31 protein-coding genes and 2 pseudogenes are annotated in these 23,544 nt (G+C 55.3%); 23 read left to right on the top strand and 10 right to left on the bottom strand.

Annotation, left to right across the window (positions count from 1 at the left end; all coding sequences use genetic code 11):
• Window positions 1-91: 91 nt before the first annotated feature.
• The 3 genes from AC0V6W_RS13445 (at window position 92) to AC0V6W_RS13455 (ending at window position 2,166) form a co-directional block, all read left to right on the top strand.
• Entirely contained in the window at window positions 92-253 is a 162-nt protein-coding gene (locus AC0V6W_RS13445; RefSeq protein WP_486150793.1) for a hypothetical protein, read from the top strand.
• Window positions 254-463: 210 nt separating this feature from the next.
• Window positions 464-1,249 carry a hypothetical protein gene (locus AC0V6W_RS13450; RefSeq protein WP_486150795.1) on the top strand — a complete coding sequence of 262 codons (786 nt, stop codon included), beginning with the start codon at window positions 464-466 and terminating at the stop codon, window positions 1,247-1,249.
• On the top strand, window positions 1,249-2,166 hold the full coding sequence (locus tag AC0V6W_RS13455) for a transposase (RefSeq protein WP_486150797.1): 918 nt from the start codon (window positions 1,249-1,251) through the stop codon (window positions 2,164-2,166). The genes AC0V6W_RS13450 and AC0V6W_RS13455 overlap by 1 nt, the downstream gene beginning before the upstream one ends.
• Window positions 2,167-2,193: 27 nt before the next feature.
• Here AC0V6W_RS13455 and ruvX read toward each other — a convergent pair whose 3' ends face one another.
• From ruvX to acpS, 4 genes are read right to left on the bottom strand one after another with little or no spacing between them, the layout of a single operon-like run.
• Window positions 2,194-2,679 carry a Holliday junction resolvase RuvX gene (gene ruvX, locus AC0V6W_RS13460; protein WP_486151637.1) on the bottom strand — a complete coding sequence of 162 codons (486 nt, stop codon included), beginning with the start codon at window positions 2,677-2,679 and terminating at the stop codon, window positions 2,194-2,196.
• A complete protein-coding gene (locus tag AC0V6W_RS13465; RefSeq protein ID WP_486150799.1) occupies window positions 2,661-3,896 on the bottom strand; it encodes a DUF3089 domain-containing protein in 1,236 nt (411 codons plus the stop codon). Before AC0V6W_RS13465 ends, ruvX begins: the two co-directional genes overlap by 19 nt.
• A gap of 46 nt (window positions 3,897-3,942) precedes the next feature.
• Window positions 3,943-4,893, bottom strand: coding sequence for a signal peptidase I (gene lepB, locus AC0V6W_RS13470; RefSeq protein WP_486150801.1), 951 nt, complete (start codon window positions 4,891-4,893; stop codon window positions 3,943-3,945).
• Window positions 4,894-4,916: 23 nt separating this feature from the next.
• Window positions 4,917-5,318 carry a holo-ACP synthase gene (gene acpS / locus AC0V6W_RS13475; RefSeq protein ID WP_486150803.1) on the bottom strand — a complete coding sequence of 134 codons (402 nt, stop codon included), beginning with the start codon at window positions 5,316-5,318 and terminating at the stop codon, window positions 4,917-4,919.
• Here acpS and AC0V6W_RS13480 point away from each other — a divergent pair, their 5' ends adjacent.
• Window positions 5,319-5,507, top strand: coding sequence for a hypothetical protein (locus AC0V6W_RS13480; RefSeq protein WP_486150805.1), 189 nt, complete (start codon window positions 5,319-5,321; stop codon window positions 5,505-5,507).
• Between the two features lie 139 nt (window positions 5,508-5,646).
• On the opposite strand, the gene AC0V6W_RS13485 is transcribed toward AC0V6W_RS13480, so the two are convergent.
• The 3 genes from AC0V6W_RS13485 to pyrE are packed head-to-tail and all read right to left on the bottom strand — an operon-like array spanning window position 5,647 to window position 7,260.
• Window positions 5,647-5,931 (bottom strand): pyridoxal phosphate biosynthetic protein, encoded by a 285-nt coding sequence (locus tag AC0V6W_RS13485; RefSeq protein ID WP_486150807.1) that lies wholly within the window; start codon window positions 5,929-5,931, stop codon window positions 5,647-5,649.
• Window positions 5,931-6,674, bottom strand: coding sequence for a pyridoxine 5'-phosphate synthase (locus AC0V6W_RS13490; RefSeq protein ID WP_486150809.1), 744 nt, complete (start codon window positions 6,672-6,674; stop codon window positions 5,931-5,933). The genes AC0V6W_RS13485 and AC0V6W_RS13490 overlap by 1 nt, the downstream gene beginning before the upstream one ends.
• Before the next feature lie 4 nt (window positions 6,675-6,678).
• The gene (gene pyrE, locus AC0V6W_RS13495; protein ID WP_486150811.1) at window positions 6,679-7,260 is read right to left on the bottom strand and encodes an orotate phosphoribosyltransferase; all 582 of its coding nucleotides are present in this window, start codon (window positions 7,258-7,260) and stop codon (window positions 6,679-6,681) included.
• A 245-nt stretch (window positions 7,261-7,505) separates the two neighbouring features.
• Between pyrE and coxB the strand changes: the two genes are divergently transcribed.
• From coxB to AC0V6W_RS13570, 15 genes and pseudogenes are all read left to right on the top strand, one after another.
• Complete coding sequence (gene coxB / locus AC0V6W_RS13500; RefSeq protein ID WP_486151639.1) at window positions 7,506-8,516, top strand: cytochrome c oxidase subunit II; 1,011 nt, start codon at window positions 7,506-7,508, stop codon at window positions 8,514-8,516.
• A gap of 40 nt (window positions 8,517-8,556) precedes the next feature.
• Complete coding sequence (ctaD, locus tag AC0V6W_RS13505; RefSeq protein ID WP_486150813.1) at window positions 8,557-10,275, top strand: cytochrome c oxidase subunit I; 1,719 nt, start codon at window positions 8,557-8,559, stop codon at window positions 10,273-10,275.
• An 88-nt stretch (window positions 10,276-10,363) separates the two neighbouring features.
• Complete coding sequence (locus AC0V6W_RS13510; protein WP_486150815.1) at window positions 10,364-11,299, top strand: heme o synthase; 936 nt, start codon at window positions 10,364-10,366, stop codon at window positions 11,297-11,299.
• Complete coding sequence (locus AC0V6W_RS13515) at window positions 11,296-11,424, top strand: hypothetical protein (RefSeq protein ID WP_486150817.1); 129 nt, start codon at window positions 11,296-11,298, stop codon at window positions 11,422-11,424. Before AC0V6W_RS13510 ends, AC0V6W_RS13515 begins: the two co-directional genes overlap by 4 nt.
• A complete protein-coding gene (locus tag AC0V6W_RS13520; RefSeq protein ID WP_486150819.1) occupies window positions 11,421-12,023 on the top strand; it encodes a cytochrome c oxidase assembly protein in 603 nt (200 codons plus the stop codon). The genes AC0V6W_RS13515 and AC0V6W_RS13520 overlap by 4 nt, the downstream gene beginning before the upstream one ends.
• Before the next feature lie 30 nt (window positions 12,024-12,053).
• Window positions 12,054-12,923, top strand: a complete 870-nt coding sequence (locus AC0V6W_RS13525; protein ID WP_486150821.1) for a cytochrome c oxidase subunit 3 — start codon at window positions 12,054-12,056, stop codon at window positions 12,921-12,923.
• Complete coding sequence (locus tag AC0V6W_RS13530) at window positions 12,920-13,315, top strand: DUF983 domain-containing protein (protein ID WP_486150823.1); 396 nt, start codon at window positions 12,920-12,922, stop codon at window positions 13,313-13,315. The genes AC0V6W_RS13525 and AC0V6W_RS13530 overlap by 4 nt, the downstream gene beginning before the upstream one ends.
• The gene (locus AC0V6W_RS13535; protein ID WP_486150825.1) at window positions 13,312-13,911 is read left to right on the top strand and encodes an SURF1 family protein; all 600 of its coding nucleotides are present in this window, start codon (window positions 13,312-13,314) and stop codon (window positions 13,909-13,911) included. The genes AC0V6W_RS13530 and AC0V6W_RS13535 overlap by 4 nt, the downstream gene beginning before the upstream one ends.
• Before the next feature lie 66 nt (window positions 13,912-13,977).
• The gene (thrC, locus tag AC0V6W_RS13540) at window positions 13,978-15,414 is read left to right on the top strand and encodes a threonine synthase (protein WP_486150827.1); all 1,437 of its coding nucleotides are present in this window, start codon (window positions 13,978-13,980) and stop codon (window positions 15,412-15,414) included.
• On the top strand, window positions 15,414-16,304 hold the full coding sequence (locus AC0V6W_RS13545; protein ID WP_486150829.1) for a class I SAM-dependent methyltransferase: 891 nt from the start codon (window positions 15,414-15,416) through the stop codon (window positions 16,302-16,304). Before thrC ends, AC0V6W_RS13545 begins: the two co-directional genes overlap by 1 nt.
• Window positions 16,305-16,326: 22 nt before the next feature.
• Complete coding sequence (locus tag AC0V6W_RS13550; protein WP_486151641.1) at window positions 16,327-16,695, top strand: dihydroneopterin aldolase; 369 nt, start codon at window positions 16,327-16,329, stop codon at window positions 16,693-16,695.
• 9 nt (window positions 16,696-16,704) lie between these two features.
• Window positions 16,705-17,025 (top strand): Rossmann fold domain-containing protein, encoded by a 321-nt coding sequence (locus AC0V6W_RS13555; protein WP_486150831.1) that lies wholly within the window; start codon window positions 16,705-16,707, stop codon window positions 17,023-17,025.
• A gap of 28 nt (window positions 17,026-17,053) precedes the next feature.
• Window positions 17,054-18,063, top strand: a pseudogene (gene moaA, locus AC0V6W_RS13560) (GTP 3',8-cyclase MoaA).
• Window positions 18,008-18,316 (top strand): MoaD/ThiS family protein, encoded by a 309-nt coding sequence (locus tag AC0V6W_RS13565; RefSeq protein WP_486150832.1) that lies wholly within the window; start codon window positions 18,008-18,010, stop codon window positions 18,314-18,316. The pseudogene moaA and the gene AC0V6W_RS13565 overlap by 56 nt, the downstream one beginning before the upstream one ends.
• A 3-nt stretch (window positions 18,317-18,319) precedes the next feature.
• A complete protein-coding gene (locus AC0V6W_RS13570) occupies window positions 18,320-18,766 on the top strand; it encodes a molybdenum cofactor biosynthesis protein MoaE (protein ID WP_486150833.1) in 447 nt (148 codons plus the stop codon).
• Between the two features lie 6 nt (window positions 18,767-18,772).
• On the opposite strand, the gene AC0V6W_RS13575 is transcribed toward AC0V6W_RS13570, so the two are convergent.
• On the bottom strand, window positions 18,773-19,288 hold the full coding sequence (locus tag AC0V6W_RS13575; RefSeq protein ID WP_486150835.1) for a hypothetical protein: 516 nt from the start codon (window positions 19,286-19,288) through the stop codon (window positions 18,773-18,775).
• 224 nt (window positions 19,289-19,512) lie between these two features.
• Here AC0V6W_RS13575 and rplU point away from each other — a divergent pair.
• From rplU to AC0V6W_RS13595, 4 genes and pseudogenes are all read left to right on the top strand, one after another.
• Window positions 19,513-19,917 (top strand): annotated as a pseudogene (rplU, locus tag AC0V6W_RS13580) (50S ribosomal protein L21); the annotation flags it as partial.
• A 278-nt stretch (window positions 19,918-20,195) separates the two neighbouring features.
• Complete coding sequence (gene rpmA, locus AC0V6W_RS13585; RefSeq protein WP_486150837.1) at window positions 20,196-20,465, top strand: 50S ribosomal protein L27; 270 nt, start codon at window positions 20,196-20,198, stop codon at window positions 20,463-20,465.
• Between the two features lie 242 nt (window positions 20,466-20,707).
• Window positions 20,708-21,220 carry a GNAT family N-acetyltransferase gene (locus AC0V6W_RS13590; protein WP_486150839.1) on the top strand — a complete coding sequence of 171 codons (513 nt, stop codon included), beginning with the start codon at window positions 20,708-20,710 and terminating at the stop codon, window positions 21,218-21,220.
• 57 nt (window positions 21,221-21,277) lie between these two features.
• Window positions 21,278-21,877, top strand: a complete 600-nt coding sequence (locus AC0V6W_RS13595; protein ID WP_486150841.1) for a TetR/AcrR family transcriptional regulator — start codon at window positions 21,278-21,280, stop codon at window positions 21,875-21,877.
• Here the strand turns inward: AC0V6W_RS13595 and ygfZ are convergent.
• Together ygfZ and AC0V6W_RS13605 are read right to left on the bottom strand one after the other, a co-directional pair.
• Complete coding sequence (gene ygfZ, locus AC0V6W_RS13600; RefSeq protein WP_486150843.1) at window positions 21,870-22,598, bottom strand: CAF17-like 4Fe-4S cluster assembly/insertion protein YgfZ; 729 nt, start codon at window positions 22,596-22,598, stop codon at window positions 21,870-21,872. The two genes, AC0V6W_RS13595 and ygfZ, sit on opposite strands and share 8 nt — an antisense overlap.
• Window positions 22,595-23,488 carry an ATP-grasp domain-containing protein gene (locus tag AC0V6W_RS13605; protein ID WP_486150845.1) on the bottom strand — a complete coding sequence of 298 codons (894 nt, stop codon included), beginning with the start codon at window positions 23,486-23,488 and terminating at the stop codon, window positions 22,595-22,597. The genes ygfZ and AC0V6W_RS13605 overlap by 4 nt, the downstream gene beginning before the upstream one ends.
• Window positions 23,489-23,544 lie beyond the last annotated feature (56 nt).

A 23,544-nucleotide genomic window follows, 5' to 3' on the forward strand; every position in this document is an offset into this window, starting at 1 on the left:
TAATTCGGTCACACGAACATGGTGACCCATCATGCCTAAAGCGAGTCAGGCGGTTTGTGAACTGGCTGCTTAATGGTGAAGGTGATCGAATATGGACGGCGCAAAAATCGACCTGACTTCTCTTCCAGGCCTCAGCACGGCGCAGGGATTGTTTGGCTCTCTGGTTCAGCAATCAGGGCCAATCTACAACGAAACCATCGTCGATATCATGGTCTATCTTTATGACGTTTTGCCACCAGAGGCCGAGGGTTAAGGGAGTGGTGAAGGGCGTATTGCGGTGAATATTCACCCCGCCATTGCAGCTATGCGAAGCGATCCAATTCGTCATAGTTCCAATCAAGAGCAGTTTCGGGCCGCGGTTTCAAAATGGAAATCGCAAGACCACACTCAGGCGATACTGGGCGATCTGGAAAGGTTCGGTGTTGGCGAGGATTTGGCAGATTGCGAACATCTCGACACCCTTGTGTCAGACTTTATAAGCGCCAGCACATTTGTACAGATATGGCAGCGCTGCGTTATTGCTGCGTCGCGCGAATATCCTCTTGGAAATCTGACCTTCCAGCACCGCTCTTCTGATGCAAACGCCAATATGGTGTTGATGTCGAGCGGACGCGCGGCCCTGAGTGTGAACGTTTATGAAGAGCAAGCAAACCTGATCCAGCCTGAAACAGCCGTTTTTTCAGATCGTCAGACGCATGAATGCGTTGTGAAAGGATCAGCTGATGGCGTGCTTCACGAAGTTCGCCAATGCGACGGATACGACACCATAATCGATACCTGCCATGCTCGTTGGCGCGCCGGAGCTGTCATTGTGACAAAGGGGCCGTGCGAAGCGCGTCAGGTGATACGAGTGGATGGGGCAATGGTGGTTTTGCAACTGTCTCGAAACGCTCCCAATCCGCAGCCCACGCGCGAATACAAGCTGGAAGATGGCGCGCTTGTCCAATCAGTCAGCGGGGATAAGCTGGCCAGCCAGAAATTCATGGCTTTGGGCGTGCTGGGCGCTTTGGGCGACCAAAGCGGACTTGATGCGATGCGCATTTGCGCGCTCGACCAGAGCGAGGATCTTGATGTGCGCTGGGAGGCTGTTCGCCAGTCACTTGCGCTCAATCCCGCACGCGGCATCGCATTGTTGGATGAGATTATAGCACGCGAAACTGATCCGTTATCTTTGGATGCGTTCGATTTGCGCAAAGCTTTGAGGGAAACTCAACCCGAACTCGCGCATTTGCTTGGAGCGGCAGCGTAATGCCGCTTGTCATTGATGAGGGCACTGAAGACGCAGCAAAAGTGGCAAAAACCTGCTCGCTCGATCAATGTATCGATGCGCTGGAAGGCCTTCATTTCGACCCTTATGATGCCGATAGTGTTATCGAAGCGGCTGAATGGCTCAAGCAGTTGAATGCAAACCGGACCTTCCTTGCCGATCGGCTGGTTGACAGGCTTTGCGGGCGTTCCGCACACGAGATTGCGACAGGATATGGCCCGCAAGCTATCGTTTTAAGCCAAGTGCGCGGCGGCATGTTTTTGCGAGCCAATATTTGGCCCGCAGAAGACGATTTGTGTTTCAAGAACAGCGGGGCACGCTCGTTCGTGTATGGGATACCTCACGATCACAATTTTTCGTTTCTGACCAGCGGATATCTGGGGCCGGGCTACCAGAGCGACTATTTCGAATATGATTATGACAGCGTAACGGGCCTCGCCGGTGAACGGGTTGATCTGCGGTTTGCTGAGCGCAGCTGCCTGAAGGAAGGGCGTATCTTGCTGTACCGGGCGCATCGCGATGTGCATTCCCAATTGCCGCCTGAAAGCCTGTCCGTATCGCTGAACATCATGCATGTTGATCCGGTGCAGGGATGGTTCGATCAATATGGCTTCGATCTGGAACGGCAAGAGATCAGCCGTGTTTTGAGCCCCAATGCCAGCGAGGTGTTTATGCGTATCGCGGTGGCGAGCGGTTCGGATGATGCTCTTGAATATGCGGAGTGGGTCGGTGAAACACATCCCAGTGAACGCCTGCGGCTTGCCAGTTTTGAGGCGCGTTCTGCAGTCTATTGTCATCCAGAAGCTCGCGATGCTTTATGGCGCGAGGGGGAGAATTGCGGCAGTAAAATGGTCGCGGCCGTGGCCAGGCAAAAACGCGCAGAACTGGGCCTGGTTTAGTCTGCGAAACGCCTCCGCATCGGCGGCCTAGATCACTCCGCCGGCCAACCTATCAATCGCGCCTTGCAAGATGATGGCAGCGGCGTGGCTGTCTATCGCTTGGGCGCGCTTGGCACGGCTCATATCCTGCCCGATCATCGCTGCTTCGGCGCTTTGCGAAGACCATCGCTCATCCCATAACAACACAGGAAGCGCAAAGGTATCGGCCAAGTTTCGAGCATAAGCGCGCGAAGACTGGGCGCGCGGCCCTTCGCTGCCATCCATATTGCGCGGCAGGCCAAGCACGATGCCGCGCACTGTACGCTCTTTCACAAGCGCTTCGATGACCGCGCGATCACGGCCCCATTTGCCGCGTGCAAGAGTTTTGCCATTGGTCGCAAATCGCCAGCCAGCATCGCATAAAGCGGTGCCAATCGTCTTGGTCCCAAGATCAAGGCCAAGCAGCACGCCGCCATTCGGCAAGCCATTGGCGAAATCGGGTGCGACTTCGGTAATCAGGATGCGCTGCCTGATGCTTGCGGTGCTGTATTGCCGTCCTCGACATCGCCAAGGAAGGCGCGAACCCGGCCATTCACATCGGCCTGGGTGTTTGCCCAAAACAAGGGGATGTCATAAACGTGATAATTGTTGCCCGGCAGCACATAAGAACCGAGCTCTGGCGGATTACCGATCAACAGCAAGCCGCGATTATCGCAGCGCGCTGGGATGGCCGCGGGGTAAAGCAAACCGCTCGATAGATCGTCATCGGGCACTAAAGTGCCAAGATTGGCATCTTCATCAGCCGCGCCGCCAGACCCGCCGGTCAGCGGATTGGTGCAGACGATCTCGCTATCGCCGCGAGGATTACCATCAAAGCCTACAGAACTGGCATAGGTTTCGATGACCGAAGAGGGATCGGCTGGTTCGGCAAAGCTTGACCAGGAAAGCAGGCAGCCTGTTTCGGTAGGCGAAGAGCAGGCTCCGATGCCCATCTCTGGCAGGTCGTGTTCGATAGAGATCGGCCACCCGACTGCATATGCCGCTACCAGCCGATCAGCGATTGGCGATCCCTGCACTTCTTCGCGCAGCAATCGGATCAGATGCAGCGATCCTTGGCTGTGTCCAGAAAGCACAATGGGGGTGTCATCATCCAATGATGAGAGGAAGTAGAGATAGGCGTCTTTGACATCCTCATAGGCAGCATCAATCGCCTGTTGCCCTTCGGGTGCATCGGTTAGAAACGCGCCCATGGTCGCCTGGCGATAGCGCGGAGCCCAGATCTCATCTGCAGCGTTGAAAGGACTGGCCATGCCGCGCACAAACAGTTTGGCGATACGCTCTGCTTCGGCATCTGCGTTTTCGCCAATGGGTGCATTCCAGCTCGCGCGATTGAGATAGCTGGTGGGATGAATAAAGAAGACGGCAAAGCCCGGCGTTTCGGCATTGTTGGCTGCTTTCTGGGGCTCGCTCTGAGCTGCAGAAGTCGCATTTTCCCCTTGTTCCTGACCGTCGCCGGTCGGAGCGAAGGCGGGCTGCCAGCGCGCGGGATCGCTTGTGCCCATTCCGGGGCGCGAATACCACATGGCAGGGTCTTCATAAGCGTTCGTTTTAAGCGCTTCTTGAGGCTCAAATTCAGCGGAAGGCACAAGCGCGATGCGCGCGATGTCGTCTTGAAACATTTCGTAGCCGATCCGGCCGATCAGAAAGACGACAATGCAAAACGCGATGAAGTAAAGGAATTTCTTGGCCATAAAGCCGATGCTATCCTGTCAAAAAACCAAACGCAAAATCGCCGGGTTATTCGGGGTCCGTTGGCTGGGCTGATACGGTTTCTGCAAGAGCAGGGCGCAAGGTTGTCCAGGCTCTATCGCCGCGCAGGCTGGTGTACCAGCTAACCGGGTTCCAAGTGGTCGATCCATCAAGCGAGAAGGTGATAAATTCTGCCCTGCCGCCAACATTTTCAAGCGGGATGCCCCCGCCCAGACCTTTTTCGGCAACCTGCGCCCGGCTGTCGGCAGAATGATCGCGATTGTCCCCCATCACGAACACATTATCGTCAGGCACAGTGTAGGGGCCAAAATTGTCAAGGTTCTGGTCGACGTGATCAATGATAAGATAAGTCGCACCATTGGGCAGTGTTTCGCGGTATGTAGGCGGTTCAAAAAATTCACCGTCTGCATCGCGATATTCTTCAAAATCGCGCAAACATGCCTGGGGGCCCACGCTGCTGTCGCACATGAGTTCGGGTTCAAACGGGATTTGCACCGGCGGCACCACTTCGCGCTGCACCATGTCGCCATTGAGAATTATCCGGCCGTCGCGCACTTCGATTGTGTCGCCAGGCAAGGCGACAACGCGTTTAATGTAATCCTCGTCTCGTTTGGGGTGAACCGGGATCACGATGTCGCCATATTCCGGCGTGGCTCCAAAAAGTCGCCAATCGCTTCGCGGTAGAATGTGAAAACTGGCCGATGCCCAAGACCAGCCATACGGATACTTGCTAACAATCAGGCGGTCGCCCACGAACAGGGTCGGCATCATCGAAGTGGACGGGATGTAGAAGGGTTTTGCCACAAAGCTGTGAAACATCAGCACCGCAAGCAGCATCAAAGCGAGACCGCGCAGTTCGGCAAGCCAATTGACGCTGCCCTCTTCGCTGGCTTCTTCTGTAGCGGTTTGCGGGGCGTCATTGCCTGGTTTGCCGCCGTCCTTGGTCACGGGATCAGCCGCATTTTCAGTGTTTGTCACGTTGTCGGTGCCTGTCAGAGTGCTCAAAGGGGCCGCGCTTCAAGAATAACGAAAGCCTGAGCCCATGGATGATCGTCGGTTAGAGTGAGATGAACGACCACCTCATGCCCCTGCGGCGTCAATTCTTCAAGTCGCTTGGCCGCGCCGCCTGTTAATCCAAGTGTTGGCGCACCAGATGAGGCGTTGATTACGCCAATATCTTTCATGAAAACGCCGCGCCGAAAACCTGTGCCCACGGCCTTGCTAAAGGCCTCTTTCGCGGCAAAGCGTTTGGCATAGGTGCCAGCGATAGTGAAAGGCCGTTTGCGGGCTTTTGCGCGCTCAGTATCGGTGAAGACGCGGTTCTCAAACCGTTCACCAAAACGGTCAAGCGAATTGGCGATGCGTTCGATATTGCACAGATCTGATCCGGTGCCGATAATCATATGAATAATCCTGAAGAATACAGAGCTCCGCCGATAACGAAGATGACGCTTGTGAGGCAAAGCGCGATGGCGATTGATCTGCGGCCAGCGTTCCACAACCAGATCGTAACGCCAAACAGCGCCGCGCTGACCAAAAACGGTCCGCCGATAATCAGCCATTCCGTTATGGGCATGGGCCGCCCGCGATAAGATTCCGAGGCGAACATTAGACCCAAAAGAAACAAGCCTCCACTTCCCAAAAGCAAGGTGGCGTACCAAACCAGCATCAAGACGAGAGGGATATTGGAGGATGCTTTATCGGTCATAGGCGGGGGAGAATTCAACAGGCTTAACCAAATGCCCTGGCAAATGCCATTGCCAGCAAAGCGAGAGCAATAGCATGCAGCATGATCTGACTTTTGAATAAAGGATGCGCAAAATCACCGTTCGCAAATTTGAGCGCACCGACATAGCCAAAGATTTGCAAGGCGACCCATCCAATCGCAAACGGCACGAGGACTTGCTGGGCTAAAGAGAAGCCCAAAAATCCGATGGCCAACAAAAACAGGATAGCTGCAATGCCAGCCCAGAATTTTTGGGCAGATGTCAGTTCAGGCAATTCTTGCTGAGCCATCACCCGCGCGCCTCATCCATCAATTCACGCATGTGCCTGATTGCATTTTCAAGCCCGGTAAACACCGCCTCACCAATCAGATAATGGCCGATGTTCAATTCGGCGATTTGCGGAATTGCGGCGATGGGTTGGACGTTTTCAAACGTGAGACCGTGGCCTGCGTGAGGCTCAATCCCGTTTTTCGCAGCAAGCGCGGCCATGTCGCTGATGTGTTTCAATTCTCTGGTCACCTTCTCATTGTCCCCATCAAGGATCGCATGGGCATATTCGCCCGTGTGAAATTCAACAACAGGCACGCCTAGGCGCAGGGCGGTGTCAAGCTGGCGTTCATCGGCCTCGATAAACAAAGAGACGCGAATGTTTTCGCCGCGCAAGGCATCCACAATCGGAACAAGCGTATTGTGGAGGCCAGCCGCATCCAAGCCGCCTTCGGTGGTGCGTTCTTCACGTTTTTCAGGGACAATGCATGCGGCATGAGGCCTGTGACGCAGTGCGATTTCAAGCATTTCAGGAGTCGCGGCCATTTCGAGATTGAGCGGAAGATCGGTCGCATCCTGAATGCGCGCCAGATCTTCGTCACGAATATGCCGGCGGTCTTCGCGAAGATGTGCTGTAATGCCATCGCCGCCGACACTCGCCACTATCTCAGCCGCGCGGACCGGATCAGGGTGATCGCCGCCGCGCGCATTGCGGATGGTCGCTACGTGATCGATGTTTACGCCGAGACGTAAAGGCGTGGCCATATTGTTATTCCTTGCGGCTTCCTGGTTTCGTCACAGCTACGGCGGCCAGTTCTGCCGGGATGTCACCTTCATTGTAGGTGGGAAAATCAAAGGCTGCGAGCGGATAGAAAGGCACGCCCAATTCGACACTGCCCATGGAACGATCGATTAGCGCGCATTCGGCAATAACTTTGCCGCCTTCGCGCGCAATTGCTGCAATCGCCTCGCGGCTGGAAAGGCCCGTGGTGACGACATCTTCTACCATCAGAACTTTGGCGCCCTGCTCAAGCGCGAATCCACGCCGCAAATGGAAAACGCCATCGGGCCGTTCAAGAAACATTGCGTCTTTATCGAGCACCCGCGCGACTTCTTGGCCAATAATGATGCCTCCCATGGCGGGGGAGACCACCACATCGACCACGGCAAGGATTTCTGGCGGTATTCCGAAAGCGACAGCCTTTGCGAGGCGCGCCGCGCGCTCGGGCCGCATCAGAACCCGGGCGCATTGCAGGTAATGTCCGCTATGCTTGCCTGAAGATAGTTTGAAGTGCCCTTCGAGCAAAGCTCCGCAGTTTCGAAATTCGTCGAGTATTGCGTCCAAATCCATTCTCGGATCGTTATTAGAATGCATAGAAGATTATCCAAAAGGGCTTTGAGGATGTGGGAACTTGCGTGATCAACATGGATGCTTGCATAATTTTCTCCCTAGAAGCGCTTGAGGCTATCGGCAAGCGCGTCTATGGAGCGGTGGAATCTGGCAGAAATGCCGGGGCAGCGCTTGTGGAATGTGCCGTGTGAAGAGCGGGTTTTGCGAGTATGGGATTACAATCTGGAATGTTTAGGCACGTGATTATGGGTCAGGCTTTTGCCCGTTTGAAACTTGGGTTGGTTGCGATTGCAGCCGTTTTTGCATTGATGATGCCGGGTGTTGTCGCGGCGCAAGAGGCGCTTACCCCAGAGGCGCCCGCCACGGAGCTGGCTGTAGAAGCTGCTACAGCCGAACGTGCATATTCGCCCATGGCGCCCACGCCGGGCAAGGGGATGCCCACTTCCACTGATGATGACATGCTCAAAAGCATGACATTCCAGGATCAGTACACCGAAACAGGCCAATATGCCTTGTGGATGCATGATTACATCCTGCTCCCCGTGATTACGCTGATCAGCCTGTTTGTCCTTGCGCTGATGATTTACGTTATGGTTCGGTACAATCGCCGGGCTAACCCTGTCGCATCGAAAACCACCCACAACACCGCGATTGAAGTTATCTGGACAATTGTTCCAGCGCTTATTCTTGTGGTAATCGCTGTGCCTTCGATCACTCTACTGGCTGAGCAGTATGAAACGCCGCCTGAAGATGCTGTGACCATTAAGGCGACCGGCTATCAGTGGTATTGGACCTACACCTATCCCGACCATGGTGAGATCGAGATCGTCTCTAACATGCTGTCCGAAGAAGAGGCCGCAGCGCGCGGAGAGGGCGAGCAATATCTGCTTGCTGTGGACAACCGGATGGTTGTGCCCGCTGATACGCCGCTGCGTATCCAAACGACGGCAGCGGACGTGATTCACGCTTTTTCAGTGCCTTCGCTCTGGTTCAAGCATGACGCGGTGCCTGGGCGTCTGAATGAAAAGATGATGGGTCCGATCCCTGAAGGCGTTTACTACGGCCAATGTTCTGAACTGTGCGGCGCAAAGCACGGATTTATGCCGATCACGGTCGAAGCTCTTCCGCCTGAAAAATTTGCTGAATGGGTGGCGGAGCAGGGCGGTACGATGCCTGGCGCTGAACAGGTTGCTGAAGAAGTGCCGGCCGATGCCGCTACCGAAGAAGCGACGACTGAAGTCGCGCTTGCTGAATAAGACTTAACTGAACGAATACGAACTAGAGAGACGCTGAACGATGGCCACCACCGCAGAAGGTTTTGACATCCATACCGATGATCATGCGCATGACGCGGATCATAAGCCGGGCTTTTTTGCTCGGTGGTTTATGTCGACCAACCACAAGGATATCGGCACGCTGTATTTGATCTTTGCGATTTTTGCAGGGATCATAGGTGGGGCCATGTCGGGCGTTATGCGGCTGGAATTGGCCGAGCCGGGCATTCAGCACTTGGGCGCTGCGGTTGAGTTTTTCGGCGGCACTGCATCCGAAACGGCCAATCTGCACATGTGGAATGTGTTTATCACCGCGCATGGTCTGATCATGGTTTTCTTCATGGTGATGCCTGCGATGATTGGCGGGTTTGGTAACTGGTTTGTGCCGCTTATGATTGGTGCGCCGGACATGGCGTTCCCGCGCATGAACAATGTGTCGTTCTGGCTCACCGTGGCTGGCTTTGTTAGCCTGTGCTTCTCGCTGTTTGTGCCCGGCACCGGGCCAGATGCGCTGGGCGCGGGTGTGGGTTGGACGGTTTATGCGCCGCTTTCCACCACGGGCAACACCGGGCCTGCTGTCGACTTTGCGATCTTCTCGCTGCACTTGGCCGGCGCTGGTTCTATCCTTGGTGCAACCAACTTTATCACGACCATTTTTAACATGCGCGCGCCGGGTATGACCCTGCATAAGATGCCGCTATTTGTGTGGTCGGTGCTCGTCACAGCGTTCCTTCTGCTGCTCGCGCTTCCGGTGCTTGCTGCGGCGATCACTATGCTGCTTACCGATCGTAACTTTGGTACGACCTTCTTTGATCCTGCAGGCGGCGGCGATCCAGTGCTGTATCAGCACCTGTTTTGGTTCTTCGGTCACCCCGAGGTATACATTATGATCCTGCCGGGCTTTGGCATGGTCTCTCAGATTGTAGCGACCTTCAGCCGGAAACCAGTGTTCGGCTATCTCGGCATGGCTTACGCGATGGTTGCCATTGGCGTTGTCGGCTTTGTTGTGTGGGCGCACCACATGTATACCGTGGGCCTCGATGTGAATACGAAGATGTATTTCACCGCGGCCACCATGGTTATCGCCGTTCCGACAGGCGTGAAAATCTTCAGCTGGATTGCTACGATGTGGGGCGGCAGCATGGAGTTTAAGTCACCCATGGTCTGGGCGCTCGGCTTCATCTTCCTGTTCACCGTTGGCGGCGTGACGGGTGTGATCCTCGCCAATGGCGGTATCGATGATAACCTGCACGACACGTATTATGTGGTCGCGCACTTCCACTATGTGCTGTCGATGGGCGCTGTCTTCTCACTGTTTGCGGGCTTCTATTACTGGTTCCCGAAAATCAGCGGCAAGATGCATTCCGAACTGCTCAGCCATGTGCATTTCTGGGGCTTCTTCATCGGTGTTAACATCGTGTTTTTCCCGCAGCACTTCTTGGGCATGAACGGCATGCCACGCCGGATCCCGGATTATCCTGAGGCATTTGCCTATTGGAACGAGATCAGCTCCTATGGTTATGTCGTGATGGCGGCTTCCATGCTCGTGTTCTTCGTGAACGTCGGGTGGTCGCTTGCCGCAGGTCGGGCTCCGGGCAAGAACCCATGGGGCGAGGGTGCAACTACGCTTGAGTGGACGCTCACCAGCCCGCCGCCATATCACCAGTTTGAAACGCTGCCCGTGATCGAAGATCATCATGATTATCACGATCATATGCCGCGCGAAGCAAAGCCGGCTTAAGCTGGTTCGCCAGAGAGATCATGAGTGAGAGAGGAGGGAAGGGCGCTTCGATAAGGAGTGCTCTTCCCGATTATGTAAGACCGACCCTATGAACACCGCAGTCACAACCACTCAAATGCCGGCCGATTGGCGTGATTTCTTCACGCTGACAAAGCCGCGCGTGATGACGCTTGTGATCTTCACTGGCATTTGCGGCGTGCTGGCAGCGCCGGGCAGTATCAACCCTGTGCTCGGTTTTACGGCTATCTTGGCGATTGCCATGGGGGCTGGCGGTTCTGCTGCGCTCAATCATTGGTGGGAAGCTGACCTGGACAAAGGCATGAAGCGCACTGCCAATCGGCCATTGCCTGATGGCCGGATGCGCCGCGAAGATGCGCGTGATTTCGGCATATTCCTCTCAGCTGTTTCGGTCTTTATGTTGGGTGTCGCCGTTGGTTGGCTGGCGGCTGCCTGCCTGTTCGCCGCTATCATCTATTACGCCGTAATCTACACAATGTGGCTGAAACCGCGCACGCCGCAGAACATTGTGATCGGTGGCGGGGCAGGAGCCTTTCCGCCGTTTATAGGGTGGATTGCGGTTACCGGCGAAATCACGGCCATGCCGATTTTGCTTTTCGCGATTATCTTTATGTGGACACCGCCGCATTTTTGGGCGCTCGCACTGTTTGTGAAATCGGATTACGCAAAAGTTGGCATTCCTATGCTTCCTGTGGTCGCAGGCGAGAAGGTCACGCGGCAGCAGATTATGATCTACACCGTGCTGCTTGCGCCTATTGCGATTGCCCCATGGGCAATTGGCGGGACAAGCTGGGTTTATGGCAGTGTTGCGGTGGTCTTGTCCGCTTTGTTCCTTGCATTGGCGGTTCCTGTGATGGCCGAGAAGCGTTCGGGCACGGATCCGCTCGCTCCTGAAAAGCGATTGTTTAAATTCAGCATCTATTATCTCTTCGTGCTGTTCGCTGCCTTGGTCGCAGACCGTATGCTTGAGAATAACGGTTTGATCGGTGGGGGCATTCTCGCATGACGCCCGAAGAAGAAGCCGAAGTGAAACGCCGCCAGAAAAGCCGCAATCTTGTGGTTGGCGGTACGCTGCTGTTTTTCGTTGTCCTATTCTATGCGATCACAATCGCCAGGCTTGGTGCGCAGTGAATACGGCCGCAACTGTTCTCGACACCGAAGTTCAACGCAAAAACGCGCGCACAGGCTTCCTTGCCTTGCTTTTCGCTGCGGCAATGGTCGGCCTCGGCTTTGCATCTGCGCCGCTGTATGATTTATTTTGCCGGGTAACAGGATTTGGCGGGACGACACAGGTCGCAAGTGAGGCCGATGCCTCCAGCGCGGCAGCGGTGGGGATCGACAAAGAAATCTCGATCCGGTTCGACGCATCGACTGCGGGCGACGTTGCTTGGTCTTTCCGGCCAGAGCAATCGACTGATACGGTGCGCATCGGGCAACGCGACATCGCCACATATGTGGCCAAAAATCTCGAAGCGAAGGCTGTCACCGGGACAGCGACATTCAATGTCGAGCCGAGCCAAGCAGGCCAATATTTTCACAAGATCCAGTGCTTCTGTTTCACTGAGCAAACTCTGGAATCGGGTGAAGAGGTGACCATGCCGGTTTTGTATTACATCGATCCAGCCATTCTCGAAGATGAGTTTATGGCGGATGTCGAGCAGATCACCTTGAGTTATACCTTTCACCGCGCGAAAGAGACTGTGAAATCAGCTCGCGCGCCATCTAACTGATTGCACAATCGCAGCCATGGGAATGAAAATATGGGCGGCCAAGTAAACCACGATTATCACATCCTTGAACCAGATATCTGGCCTTTGGTTGGGTCGATCTCGGCCGTGACTTTCACCACTGGGCTGGTGTTCAATATGCACGAAATGTTCGGCACAACCGGTCCGATCGTTATGTATCTTGGCCTTGCAGGACTGATCGCCACTTTCTTTATGTGGTTCAAGAATATCGTGGTTGAGGCAGAGCGGGGTGATCACACTCCGGTTGTCCAGCTGCATATGCGTTACGGGATGATTTTGTTCATCGCGTCCGAAGTGATGTTTTTCGTCGGGTGGTTCTGGGCATTTTTCGATTTCGCGCTGTTCCCTGAGCCAATTGTTGTCGCCCCAGATGGGGAAGTGACCAGCCTGTTCCAGCAAGAGGGTGCAGCGGCCGTCACATCTTTCCCAGCGCAAGGTCTTGAGGTTATCAATCCGTTTGCTTTGCCGCTGCTTAACACGCTCATTTTGCTGTGTTCGGGTACTACGGTTACCTGGGCTCACCATGCCCTGATCCATGGCGATCGTGAGGGGCTGAAGCAGGGGCTTTGGGCAACTATTGCGCTTGGTGCAGTGTTCAGCGCTATTCAGGCCTATGAATATGCTGTGGCGCCTTTTGCCTTTGGCACCAATACTTATTCAAGTGCGTTTTATATGGCGACAGGCTTTCACGGCTTCCACGTGTTGGTGGGGACTATCTTCCTCGCTGTGTGCTTGTTCCGCGCCTATAAAGGCCACTTTACCCCGCGCCAACATTTCGGCTTTGAAGCGGCCGCTTGGTATTGGCACTTTGTCGATGTCGTTTGGTTGTTCCTGTTCATCGCAGTCTACATCTGGGGCGGTTGGGGCGCGCCTGTTCATTGATCGTCCCGCCTGACAATTCCCGTCATTCAAAAGGGCAGCCGGGTTTATTCTCGGCTGCCCTTTTCGGTATCTGTCCGCATTGCGGGGCAAAAGGCCTGTTCGCAGCGCCCGCCCAAATCGCTAATCAGTGCCGCGCTTGCGGGTATGATTTTGCCAGCGTTGAGAGGGGCGGGCGGTTAGCGGGGCTAGTCATGATATTAGTCGCCATTGTGCTGTTCGCGCTTGCTGCGGGCGTGGATGCATTTGTGCGGCCACCTCTCGCCTTGCTTATGGTGATTTTTGCGCCCCTGACGATTGGGGCTGTTTTGTACGCCCTTCGCTTTTACAAAACGCTGTCCCTGTATGCAGGCTACGAAAGAACGCGTCAGGCCGCTGAGGATACAACGCCATGAACCGTATTCCCATCATCCCGACAATCCTCGTAGTGGCTGCTGCGGGCATCATGGTTGCGCTTGGCATCTGGCAATTGGGCAGGGCTGATGAAAAGGCAGCCTTGATTGCTGAATTTGAGCAAAAGCAACAATTGTCTCAAATTGTCGCGATCAATGCCGGGGAGCCAGACTTGGTCTACCGAAGTGTTCGACTGGAATGCCCGGAGCCAAAAGATTGGCAAGCGGTTGCTGGACGCAATGACAAAGGGCAGGCTGGGTTCGCGCATCGTTACACTTGCAATGTGCTATCGAGCTTCGCCTATCTTGATGAGCCGGGACCGGCTGTAATCACATATGGCGATATTGGCTGGTCTCGATCCGCCAAACAGCCCGGCTTTGACGGCGGTGTTGTGGAGGGCACTCTGGTCCGGCTTGGAGACGGGTTCAAAGTGGTTGCGAGCAAACCTGCCGCTGGTCTTCAGCCCTTGGCCAAACCTGACCCCAACGATTTGCCCAACAATCACCTTGCCTATGCAGGCCAGTGGTTCTTTTTCGCACTGACGGCTTTGCTGGTTTATGGCTTTGCCCTTCGCTCCCGGCTGCGCGCAAAGTCCTAGGCAACCGCTTGCCCGCAGAACCAAACATTGCCCCGCACCGTCTCCCTCGCTAAGCGGCAGTGCAAGATGGAATACGTATCAACCAGAGGAAACGCGCCTGTTCTCGATTTTGAGGGCGTGACGTTAGCTGGCCTTGCCAATGATGGAGGGCTTTATCTTCCGCGTGAATGGCCGCGCTTTTCTGACGATGAAATTCGCGCCTTGCGCGGAGCAGATTATGCCAGCGTCGCTGTCGCAGTGATGAAGCGGTTTGTAGGCAATTGCCTGAGCGAAGACGAGCTGACGCGTTTGTGTGAAGAGGTTTACGGTGAGTTTAGCCACGATGCCGTGACCCCGCTCGTCCAGCTTAACCATCGCCATTTCCTGCTTGAGCTGTTCCACGGGCCAACTCTCGCGTTCAAGGATATCGCGCTTCAGATGCTGGGGCGGTTGTTCGAAACCTTTCTCGAACGCCGCAATGAACGCCTCACTATTGTGGGGGCGACTAGCGGGGATACGGGCTCGGCTGCGATCCGTGCGGTGGCGGGTCTTGATCGGGTCGAGATATTCATGCTCCATCCCCAAGGAAAAGTGAGCGAAGTCCAGCGTCGCCAAATGACGACAGTGCGCGCACCCAATGTTCATAACATTGCGATTGACGGCAGCTTTGATGATGCCCAGCGCCATGTAAAACGGATGTTCGGCGATGCTGCGGTGAACACGCCTCATGGCGGACCGCTGCAATTGGGTGCGGTGAACTCGATCAACTGGTCGCGCTTGATGGCGCAGGTCGTCTATTACTTCTACGCTGCGCTGCAATTGGGCGGACCTGATCGCCCGATCGCCTTCAGCGTGCCGACCGGCAATTTTGGCGATGTATTTGCAGGCTATGTCGCGGCGCAGATGGGTTTGCCCATCGCGAAACTGATTGTCGCTACCAATGTGAATGATATTCTGCACCGGGCACTGATGTTCGGCGACTACTCTGCTGGTGAAGTGACTCCCACGCTGACCCCCTCGATGGATATCCAAGTCAGCTCCAACTTTGAGCGGCTGTTGTTCGATGTGGGAGGGCGCGATGGCGCTGCTTTGGGTGAGCAGATGCGCGGCTTTGACGCATCACGTGCCATGCAGTTGACCAATGCGCAGCGCGAGGGGGCGAAAGATCTGTTCCTCAGTTTCCGCGCTGATCAGGATCAGACAGCAAGAGCCTTGCAATGGGCATATCAGTCATCCGGACAGATCATCGATCCTCACACCGCCGTTGGCCTCAGCGCTGCTTTGCAATCGGATGAAGAAGACCACTTTGGCGGCGTACCGGTGGTGACCTTGGCAACGGCGCATCCGGCCAAATTTCGTGATGCGGTTGAGCGCGCAACGGGCGTTCGTCCATCGCTGCCCGCACGCGTTGGCGATTTGTTTGGCCGCGAGGAAAGTTTTACTGAGCTTGGCGGATCGTATGAGGCGGCGCGCGATTTTGTGCTTTCGAACACGGCGCACAAGCCGGCAGCCGCCGACGCCTGATGGCTCAATTGGTGCGCGAACCCCAATTGATGGTTGGCGAGGGCTGGGACGCCTATCGCCTGCTGGATAGCGGGCACGGCAGAAAATGGGAGGCGTTTGGTCCGCATCATTTTATTCGCCCCGAACTCCAGGCGATGTGGTCGCCGCGCATTGATGATTGGGCCGCGGAAAGCGAATTTGTTCCCGGATCTGATGAAGATGGCGGCGGGCGGTGGTCAGATGCACCGGATTTGCCGAAAGATGGCTGGGAATTAAAGTGGAATGATGTGCGCTTTAAGGCGCAACCAACACCTTTTCGTCACCTGCAGTTTTTCCCCGATATGGCGCCGGTGTGGGATTGGATGGGCGAACGGCTTGCAGGTTGCAAAGATGCCGAAACGCTGAACCTGTTTGGTTATACCGGTGTTGGTTCGCTGGCATTGTCCGCTTATGGCCGCGTTACTCACGTTGATGCATCGAAGAAATCTGTCGCACAGGCGCGCGTGAATGCGGAAATTTCGGGCATGCAGGATCGCTCGATCCGTTGGTTGGTCGATGATGCGGCCAAATTTACCGGACGCGAAGTGCGCAGGCAGCGCCGGTATGATGGTATTATCCTTGATCCGCCGAAATTTGGGCGCGGGCCTAAGAACGAAACATGGCGCCTTGAAGAGGGCTTGCCTGGCCTGATCGCCGATTGTGCGCAGCTGCTTGATGGCGACAGCCGGTTTCTCTTTCTCACTGTGTACGCTGTTCGAATGAGCAGCCTTTCCATCGCTGGCCTTTTGGAAGAAGCGCTGCGCTCTCTGCCGGGCAGGATAGATCATGGGGAGTTGTGTGTGGCCGAGACGGGTGAAAATGCCCGCATGCTACCCACAGCAATCTTCGCACGGTGGAGCAATCCGGGTTAAAGGCGCGCGATGGAAAACACCGATCTCGCTTATTCTTGAAGTCAACGATCTGCTCGTCGATGTTCTCACTGGGATCTATTCAGAGGAAACGGGCAAGCCGCAACCCCTTCGAATTTCGATGGCAGTGCGGTATGATATCGCATCCCGGTACGATCCAGATACGCCGCTTGAGGCGAGCAAGAATTATATGGATTTGAAGGAGGCTGCTGAAGGACTGCCTGAGGGTATTCACTTCAAGCTGATCGAAGCTGTCGCAGATCATATCTGTAGCACCCTGTTTGGGCAGGACACGCGCGTTCAGGCGGTAACGGTAAAGATCGTCAAGCTGGCAATTGCCGATGCCGACGAAGAAATCGGCATAACACTTCACCGCGAGCGGCCAGACTGTTAGGGTCCGCCCGTGCCGGACCATAGCCTTTTTGTTGATGCATTGCCCGATGGCGCTCTTGCAGCTCATGCTGCGTTTATGGACCATCACTTTAGGGCCGTGCAATCTGCTGCGACCAAGCAGGATGTGGACGTCCTTGCCATTATCTTTCCAGCCGCTGACGCTGAACACGATGATTGGCGCCGTGCGCTAGCTCTGGATCTGGCGCGGGCGTATGCGCCCAAGCGCGTCAACATTATCGGCGCTAGCAGTCAGGACAGCGCAGCCCAAATGCTCTCATATTTGAGGGATGCGCCCGGTATCACGGGGCAGTATCTTCAGTCGCATGAATAACAGATCGGTTCGCCAGCCCGACCTTATCATGGTCCATAATCAAACCACACAGCTGGTTGACACGTTTCAAAGGCGTATCTCCTATTTACGCTTATCTGTGACGGATCGCTGCGATTTGCGCTGCACCTATTGCATGCCCGAACGGATGCAGTTTCTGCCTCGGCGCGAAGTATTGACGCTCGAAGAAATGTATGAGCTGGCAACTGGCTTTATTGATCGAGGCGTTACAAAAATCCGGATCACTGGGGGGAGCCGCTGGTGCGTCGCGATATTTGTGATCTGTTTGATGCACTGGGTCAGCGGCTTGGGCATGGACTTCACGAGTTGACGCTTACCACCAACGCTACCCAATTGGCGCTGCATGCGGATCGATTAGCTAAGGCAGGGGTGAAGCGGGTCAATGTCTCGCTTGATACGCTGGATAGGGCGCGCTTTGCTCAGCTCACACGGCGTGATGCTTTGCCGCAAGTTTTGGACGGGATTAACGCTGCGCGCGAGGCTGGGTTGAAGGTAAAATTGAATGCGGTTGCGCTCAAAGGGGTGAATGAGGATGAATTGCCCGATCTGATCGCTTGGGGGCATGGTGAAGGGCACGATGTGACCCTTATCGAAGTTATGCCGCTTGGCGATATTGAAGAGGATCGGATCGACCAATATCTGCCGCTCAGCTATGTGCGCGAAGGTTTGGAAAAACGTTGGACGCTGACTGATACAGACGCAACATCTGGCGGCCCCGCGCGCTATATCGACATTGCAGAAACCGGCGGCAGGTTGGGATTGATTACACCGCACACCAGCAATTTTTGCGAAGGCTGCAACCGCTTGCGGGTTACAGCAACCGGGCAATTGTATCCCTGTTTGGGCGGGGCGGAGCGAGTGGATTTGCGCGCTGCGCTCCGCTCGGACAATCCGCAAGTGAATTTGGCCAGAGGCTTGGCCGAAGCGATGCAAATCAAGCCTAAGCAGCACCATTTCCGGATGGATGAACGCGGTGCGGCTCCTGCTTTGGACCGGCATATGTCGACAACGGGTGGTTAAAGAGACTGACGTGGCTGTCACACTAGTTTTTCTTGGCCCTCTGCGTGATCTTGCAGGTGCAAGCACTCGCGAGGTATCAGCCCCACTCAATTGGGCGGGCCTGCTAGAAGCTGTGAGTGCTGAAATTGCCGAGCAATTGAAGTCCGATCGCGTCAATATTGCCTGCGCGGGGCGGGTCTTAGCCGACAAGACTGCTTTATCAGCGAAAGATGGTGATGAAGTCGCGATGCTCCCGCCAGTATCGGGAGGGTAACCTTTGCGCGAGATTCGGATTGAAGAGCACGCGCTCGATCCTCATGCTTCGGTGGATAAGCTATCGCAGGCGAGCCCGAATGCAGGGGGGATTGCCAGCTTTGTTGGTATAGTGCGCGCTTCTGGTGATGTGGAGGCGCTGGAGCTTTCGCATTACGAGCCGCTTACTTTATTAGGGATGGAAGCCCTAGCCGACCGCGCTTTTGATCGTTTCGAACTTGAAGGCCTCGTACTGTGCCATCGCGTGGGATGCATGCGTCCCGGTGATCCTATTGTTTGTGTTGCCGCTGCTGCAACCCATCGCCGCGACGCAATTCAAGCCGTGGATTTCTGCATGGATCATTTGAAAAGCGCTGCATGGTTTTGGAAGCGCGAGAAACGAGCGGGCGAATGGCATTGGATTCAGCCGCGCGATGCCGATCATGATGATCTTGCGCGTTGGGAGCAGTAATGCGGTCTAACGATTAAGGTCACGCCACAATCGGGCAAGCACCTCATCCTGTTCTTCAACAAGTGCCGCCACTATTGCTTGAGCATCGCTGATTTCTGTTTCAGGGGCAAAGCTTGTCTTCGCTTGGCTCGCGAGCATATCAAACTCGCCCAGCACCAACGCCGTGTCGCTTCGCAAAGATGAAAGTTCGGCCAAAGCTAGCAATGCACCGGTGTACGCAAGACTATCGCTCGCTTTCCCGCGACCCGCATTTACTGCGATTCGGGTACTATTCTGCGCAGTCTGAAATCTACTGGATACGGATTTGGCTTCACCAACCAGCGCTTCGATCTCAGCAGAGGTCGCTACAGCAGGCGCTGGGCTTTGGGCCGATATCGGTCTCGCCGCTGCGGATTGACCGCTCGTCCGTTCAATATCTCTTATCGCAAGCGATGGATAGCGACCGGGGTCACCAGCGCAGGCGGTGGTCAGGCAGACTGCAACCGCCATGAAATATACTGAGAAAGGTGACTTTGGTCCCATCGGTTGATGCTGCTAACACGGAGACAGGCGTGCGCAAAGTCGCTTAGAGCGAACAAAACTGCAAATTTGGTGCCCGCTGGTGTGTTACGGGCGTTGACTTGGCCAGAGCTTTCCCTTAACGGCACGCTTCTTTCGAGCGCTGTATGTCAGCGCCGCAATATTGCTGGGTACAGGCCGATATGTGTGTGTACCAAGCATCGCACAAGACTGAGAGTGTATAAGCCATGTTCGCGATAGTGCGCACAGGCGGCAAACAATATCGGGTTGCCGCTGGAGACAAAATTGCCGTTGAAAAGCTCAGCGGGGAAGCCGGTGAAACGGTCACGCTGGACGACATTCTTTTGGCGGGCGAGGGCGATACCATCGCTGACGCGTCAAAAGTGACCGTTTCAGCAGAGATCATCGCGCAGGCGAAAAGCGAAAAGGTCGTCGTTTTCAAGAAACGTCGCCGTCATAACTATCGCCGCAAAGCCGGGCACCGTCAGCAAATGACGTTGCTGCGCATCACGGATGTGGGCACGGGCGGCAAGAAAGCTCCGGCGAAAAAAGCTGCTGCTCCCAAAAAGGACGATGCGCCCAAAGCCGCTCCGAAAAAGGAAGCAGCGCCGAAGGCAGAGAGCCAGCCCAAGACTGATCTTGATGCCAGCAATCTCTCGCTCATTTCGGGCATTGGCCCGACAATTGAGAAAAAACTGCGCAGGGCCGGCATCGAAAGCTGGAACGACATTGCATCGTGGGACGAAGCGACCGCGAATAAGTGGAATGACGAATTGAAACTGGGCAATCGTCCGATCAAGGATGAATGGGCTGTGCAGGCTCAGGAATTGCTCGACGGAAAGCCGCCGCGTGCGAAGGTCGATCAGGCCGAAGCTGCATCCGGCAAAGACAAATAAGAGGCAATTGAACCATGGCACATAAGAAAGCAGGCGGTTCGTCACGCAATGGTCGCGATTCAGCAGGTCGCCGCCTTGGAGTGAAAAAGTTCGGCGGTCAGGACGTGATCGGCGGAAACATTATCGTGCGCCAGCGCGGCACCAAATTCTATCCCGGCACCAATGTGGGCATGGGTAAGGATCACACTCTGTTCGCGCTCGAAGAAGGCGTGGTGCGATTCCATAAGGGCAAACTTGGCCGCAAATATGTCTCTGTAGACATGATGGCGCAAGCAGCCGAGTAACCGGACGTTCCAATAATAGGACCGTCCACTGGGGCGGTCCCGACCTGGCGAAAGCCGGTCATTAAGAGGGAGAAGGGCCACCCCAAAACCGGGGAGGCCATCTCCCTTTTTCGTATCTCTTCCTCAAACCATTTCGCCGACCAATTGAGGCAGCGGCAATGAATTTGTCACTTTGGCCGGATAGGAAATTCGGGCGGGGGGCAGGAGAGGACGGCTGAGTGTTTTACCGCAGCGAACGACTGTTGCTTAGACCCATCTGGCCAGAAGATTGGCCAGCCATAAAGGCAGGCATCGCCGATCTGGCTGTGCTGCGCAATCTCTCAAGCGCGCCTCACCCATATGGCGATGAGGACGCGCAGAAGTTTGCGCGTTCACCTGTACCGCCATTATATCCTCGCTTCTTGGTGACGCGCGCTGGTGATGCTGCGGTGTTGGGCACAATTGGCCTTGATGCCACCGCTTCGGGCGAGCCTGAAATGGGATATTGGATCGCGCAGGCTCATTGGGGACACGGTTTCGCGACCGAAGCCGGGCGCGGTGCAATTGCCGTCGCCAAATCGCTGGGGCACAAACGCATTGTAGCTGCGCATTATCTCGACAATCCCGCATCTGGCAAAGTGCTGCGAAAGATTGGCTTCACTGGAACGGGCACCACGCGAGAGCAGTATTCGTTGGGGCGCGGCGAGGCGGTGGTTGCGGCAGAATACGAACTGGAAATCGAAGCCGATCATGGCGGCCTGATGCACGCTGCTTAGCGCAAGCCATTGGCTAACCGCTTGCCGCAGCAGGGGGAATTTCGTAACCGGGCTGCGATGACAAGTCGTAAAAGATTATCGCCTGAAGAATCGCGCAATTCCGCTTTGGAAGCAGCGCGCGCATTGCTGATCGAATCGGGGCCGCAGGCGGTTACCTTGAAAGCAGTTTCGGGCCGGATCGGGCGCACGCATGCAAACCTGCTTCACCATTTCGGGTCTGCTGCTGGGCTGCAAAAAGAGTTGGCCAGATACCTGACCGAAACCGTTTGCGAGACGATAAAACAAGCTGTGGATGCCAATCGCGCAGGCCTCGGTTCAGCGCGCGAAGTGGTGGATCTTGCATTTGATGCCTTTGATAAGGAGGGAGCAGGGGCGCTTGCCAGTTGGATGATCTTGACCGGCAATGAAGATGCGCTTGAGCCGATCGTTGGCGCGATCCATGAACTTGTCCATGATATTGCAGTCGATGAAGCCGCCGCGCACCAAAGTGTCGATCATCTCCATGAAGACACTCTCGTGCTTGTGCTTATGGCGATGGGTGATGCCCTAATCGGTTCAGCGCTTGCCAGGTCGCTGAACCTGCCGGCAACCGCCGCGCGCGATGTTGCGCAAAGAATGCTGGAAGTCTCGCTCGATGAAGCCAGCCCGCTTAGCTGATCGCGGCGCGTTGCCAATCGGGCAGACTGGCCGGGTCAAGGTGAGCTACGCGCAAGTGATCAATCGCGACGCCAATCTCAGGGTATGAGGCTTTGCGGCGTTTTTCTTGGGATTGGTCTAATGGCACCACCACAAGCCGTCGATTTACCTTTTGCCGCCAATTCATCCGTGCAGTGTTCTCCTGCCCGATATAGCAGCCCTTTTCGAAGCTGACGCCATTGAGTTCGGCCGCATTGGTTTCAAGCCACAAGATATCGCCTAGCTCCGAAACGCCCTCGGGCACGCCAAGCGAAAGACGATGCGAGAGATAGGCGCTATCGGCAGTTATGTTATCCGCCGCGGGTGCAAGCCAGCGATATCCAAGCGCAGCCAAGCGAGGATCCTGTGCCGCATCATCGCTCGGCTCAACCGACCAATGAATGCACGTCGCATCATCACGCACAATTTCAATGTTGCGCCGCAATCGGTAGAGCGACAACCGTTTCGCCAAATCGTCTGCAACACATGCCTCGCAATCGAGCAGCAGCGCGCCATCGCCCCCGTCCCACACGAAAAAGTCGAACATTGTCTTGCCCTGCGCGCTCAAAAGCGCGGTATAAACAGGCAGGTTACCGCTCACATCATTGGTGACTAGGCCTTGCAAAAAACCTCGTACATCTTCGCTGTCCTCTAATGCTTGCAATCGCACAATTGCGCGGGATTTGAGCAGTGTTCCTGTCATGATTTATCCAATCTCGTCATAATCGCGCGCGCCAGCTTGTCGCCCAATTGCGGCCCTTGAACAGGGTAGAGATAGGGTTCAATCAATTCCGCCTCCATCAGCGCAAGGTGGCCATCGGGCTGGGCCACCATATCAATTCGGGCATATAGAGGCGGTGCGAGGGGTAAGGCATCCATAATCGCCTGTGCTGCCGCGATCTCTGCATCGCTTGGTTGGTGGTTCCGTTCGGTTCCTCCATATAGCGATTGAATGCGATAATCCCCGCCCGCAGCGCATTTGCGCAGTGCGTGGCAGAAAGCACCGTCAACAAAAACGAAGCTCAATTCGCCTTCGGTGGTAATTGCGGGCAGGTAGGGTTGAAGCATGGCGGGATTATCGTAATTCCAATCAGCGTGGATTTGGCCTTTTTCGAGCAATTCCTGCCCCTCGGCTCCTGCTCCGATTTGTCGCTTTACGACCAGCTTTTCACAGCCGAATTGATCCATCGCCGCTGCCGCTTCTTTATGGTCTACTTTGCCGAGCCAAATTGTCGGAATGGTGCGAGCACCTCTTTCTTCAAGTTCGCGCAGATATGTCTTGGAAATGTTCCATCGCACTGTTTCAGGAGGGTTGCACACATTGATCCCGCGTGATGCCAGTTCCTCCAGCTTTGCCAGAAAGGCATCCGATTTATCCTGATAATTCCATGCTGTACCCAGCAGCACAAGATCGATATCGGCGAATTCTTCGATCGGCGCTTCCCAATCAATGACGCGCAAATGCAAATTGCTGGCCTTAAGAGCGGGAGCCAGCGCTTCGATCATCAAATCATGCTCGAATGCGTCTTCGCGCCGCGTGCTGTCGCCCGGCAAAGTGGCATCGCATGCAAGGAAACCCACAGTCTTTGTCATATTCGCGGTCTATTGCTTTGCACAAGCTCTGGAAAGAGGCGTTATGCCTCGTTAGG

Source organism: Erythrobacter sp. JB1-7 (assembly GCF_057365015.1).

Excerpts from the sequence above, each read along its gene's own strand:
- AC0V6W_RS13445 (WP_486150793.1), top strand. The coding sequence starts at position 92 with ATGGACGGCGCAAAAATCGACCTGACTTCTCTTCCAGGCCTCAGCACG.
- AC0V6W_RS13455 (WP_486150797.1), top strand. The coding sequence starts at position 1,249 with ATGCCGCTTGTCATTGATGAGGGCACTGAAGACGCAGCAAAAGTGGCA.
- AC0V6W_RS13465 (WP_486150799.1), bottom strand. The coding sequence starts at position 3,896 with ATGGCCAAGAAATTCCTTTACTTCATCGCGTTTTGCATTGTCGTCTTT.
- acpS (WP_486150803.1), bottom strand. The coding sequence starts at position 5,318 with ATGATTATCGGCACCGGATCAGATCTGTGCAATATCGAACGCATCGCC.
- AC0V6W_RS13480 (WP_486150805.1), top strand. The coding sequence starts at position 5,319 with ATGAATAATCCTGAAGAATACAGAGCTCCGCCGATAACGAAGATGACG.
- AC0V6W_RS13485 (WP_486150807.1), bottom strand. The coding sequence starts at position 5,931 with ATGGCTCAGCAAGAATTGCCTGAACTGACATCTGCCCAAAAATTCTGG.
- AC0V6W_RS13490 (WP_486150809.1), bottom strand. The coding sequence starts at position 6,674 with ATGGCCACGCCTTTACGTCTCGGCGTAAACATCGATCACGTAGCGACC.
- pyrE (WP_486150811.1), bottom strand. The coding sequence starts at position 7,260 with ATGGATTTGGACGCAATACTCGACGAATTTCGAAACTGCGGAGCTTTG.
- coxB (WP_486151639.1), top strand. The coding sequence starts at position 7,506 with ATGGGTCAGGCTTTTGCCCGTTTGAAACTTGGGTTGGTTGCGATTGCA.
- ctaD (WP_486150813.1), top strand. The coding sequence starts at position 8,557 with ATGGCCACCACCGCAGAAGGTTTTGACATCCATACCGATGATCATGCG.
- AC0V6W_RS13510 (WP_486150815.1), top strand. The coding sequence starts at position 10,364 with ATGAACACCGCAGTCACAACCACTCAAATGCCGGCCGATTGGCGTGAT.
- AC0V6W_RS13515 (WP_486150817.1), top strand. The coding sequence starts at position 11,296 with ATGACGCCCGAAGAAGAAGCCGAAGTGAAACGCCGCCAGAAAAGCCGC.
- AC0V6W_RS13525 (WP_486150821.1), top strand. The coding sequence starts at position 12,054 with ATGGGCGGCCAAGTAAACCACGATTATCACATCCTTGAACCAGATATC.
- AC0V6W_RS13535 (WP_486150825.1), top strand. The coding sequence starts at position 13,312 with ATGAACCGTATTCCCATCATCCCGACAATCCTCGTAGTGGCTGCTGCG.
- thrC (WP_486150827.1), top strand. The coding sequence starts at position 13,978 with ATGGAATACGTATCAACCAGAGGAAACGCGCCTGTTCTCGATTTTGAG.
- AC0V6W_RS13545 (WP_486150829.1), top strand. The coding sequence starts at position 15,414 with ATGGCTCAATTGGTGCGCGAACCCCAATTGATGGTTGGCGAGGGCTGG.
- AC0V6W_RS13565 (WP_486150832.1), top strand. The coding sequence starts at position 18,008 with ATGAACGCGGTGCGGCTCCTGCTTTGGACCGGCATATGTCGACAACGG.
- AC0V6W_RS13575 (WP_486150835.1), bottom strand. The coding sequence starts at position 19,288 with ATGGGACCAAAGTCACCTTTCTCAGTATATTTCATGGCGGTTGCAGTC.
- rpmA (WP_486150837.1), top strand. The coding sequence starts at position 20,196 with ATGGCACATAAGAAAGCAGGCGGTTCGTCACGCAATGGTCGCGATTCA.
- AC0V6W_RS13595 (WP_486150841.1), top strand. The coding sequence starts at position 21,278 with ATGACAAGTCGTAAAAGATTATCGCCTGAAGAATCGCGCAATTCCGCT.
- ygfZ (WP_486150843.1), bottom strand. The coding sequence starts at position 22,598 with ATGACAGGAACACTGCTCAAATCCCGCGCAATTGTGCGATTGCAAGCA.
- AC0V6W_RS13605 (WP_486150845.1), bottom strand. The coding sequence starts at position 23,488 with ATGACAAAGACTGTGGGTTTCCTTGCATGCGATGCCACTTTGCCGGGC.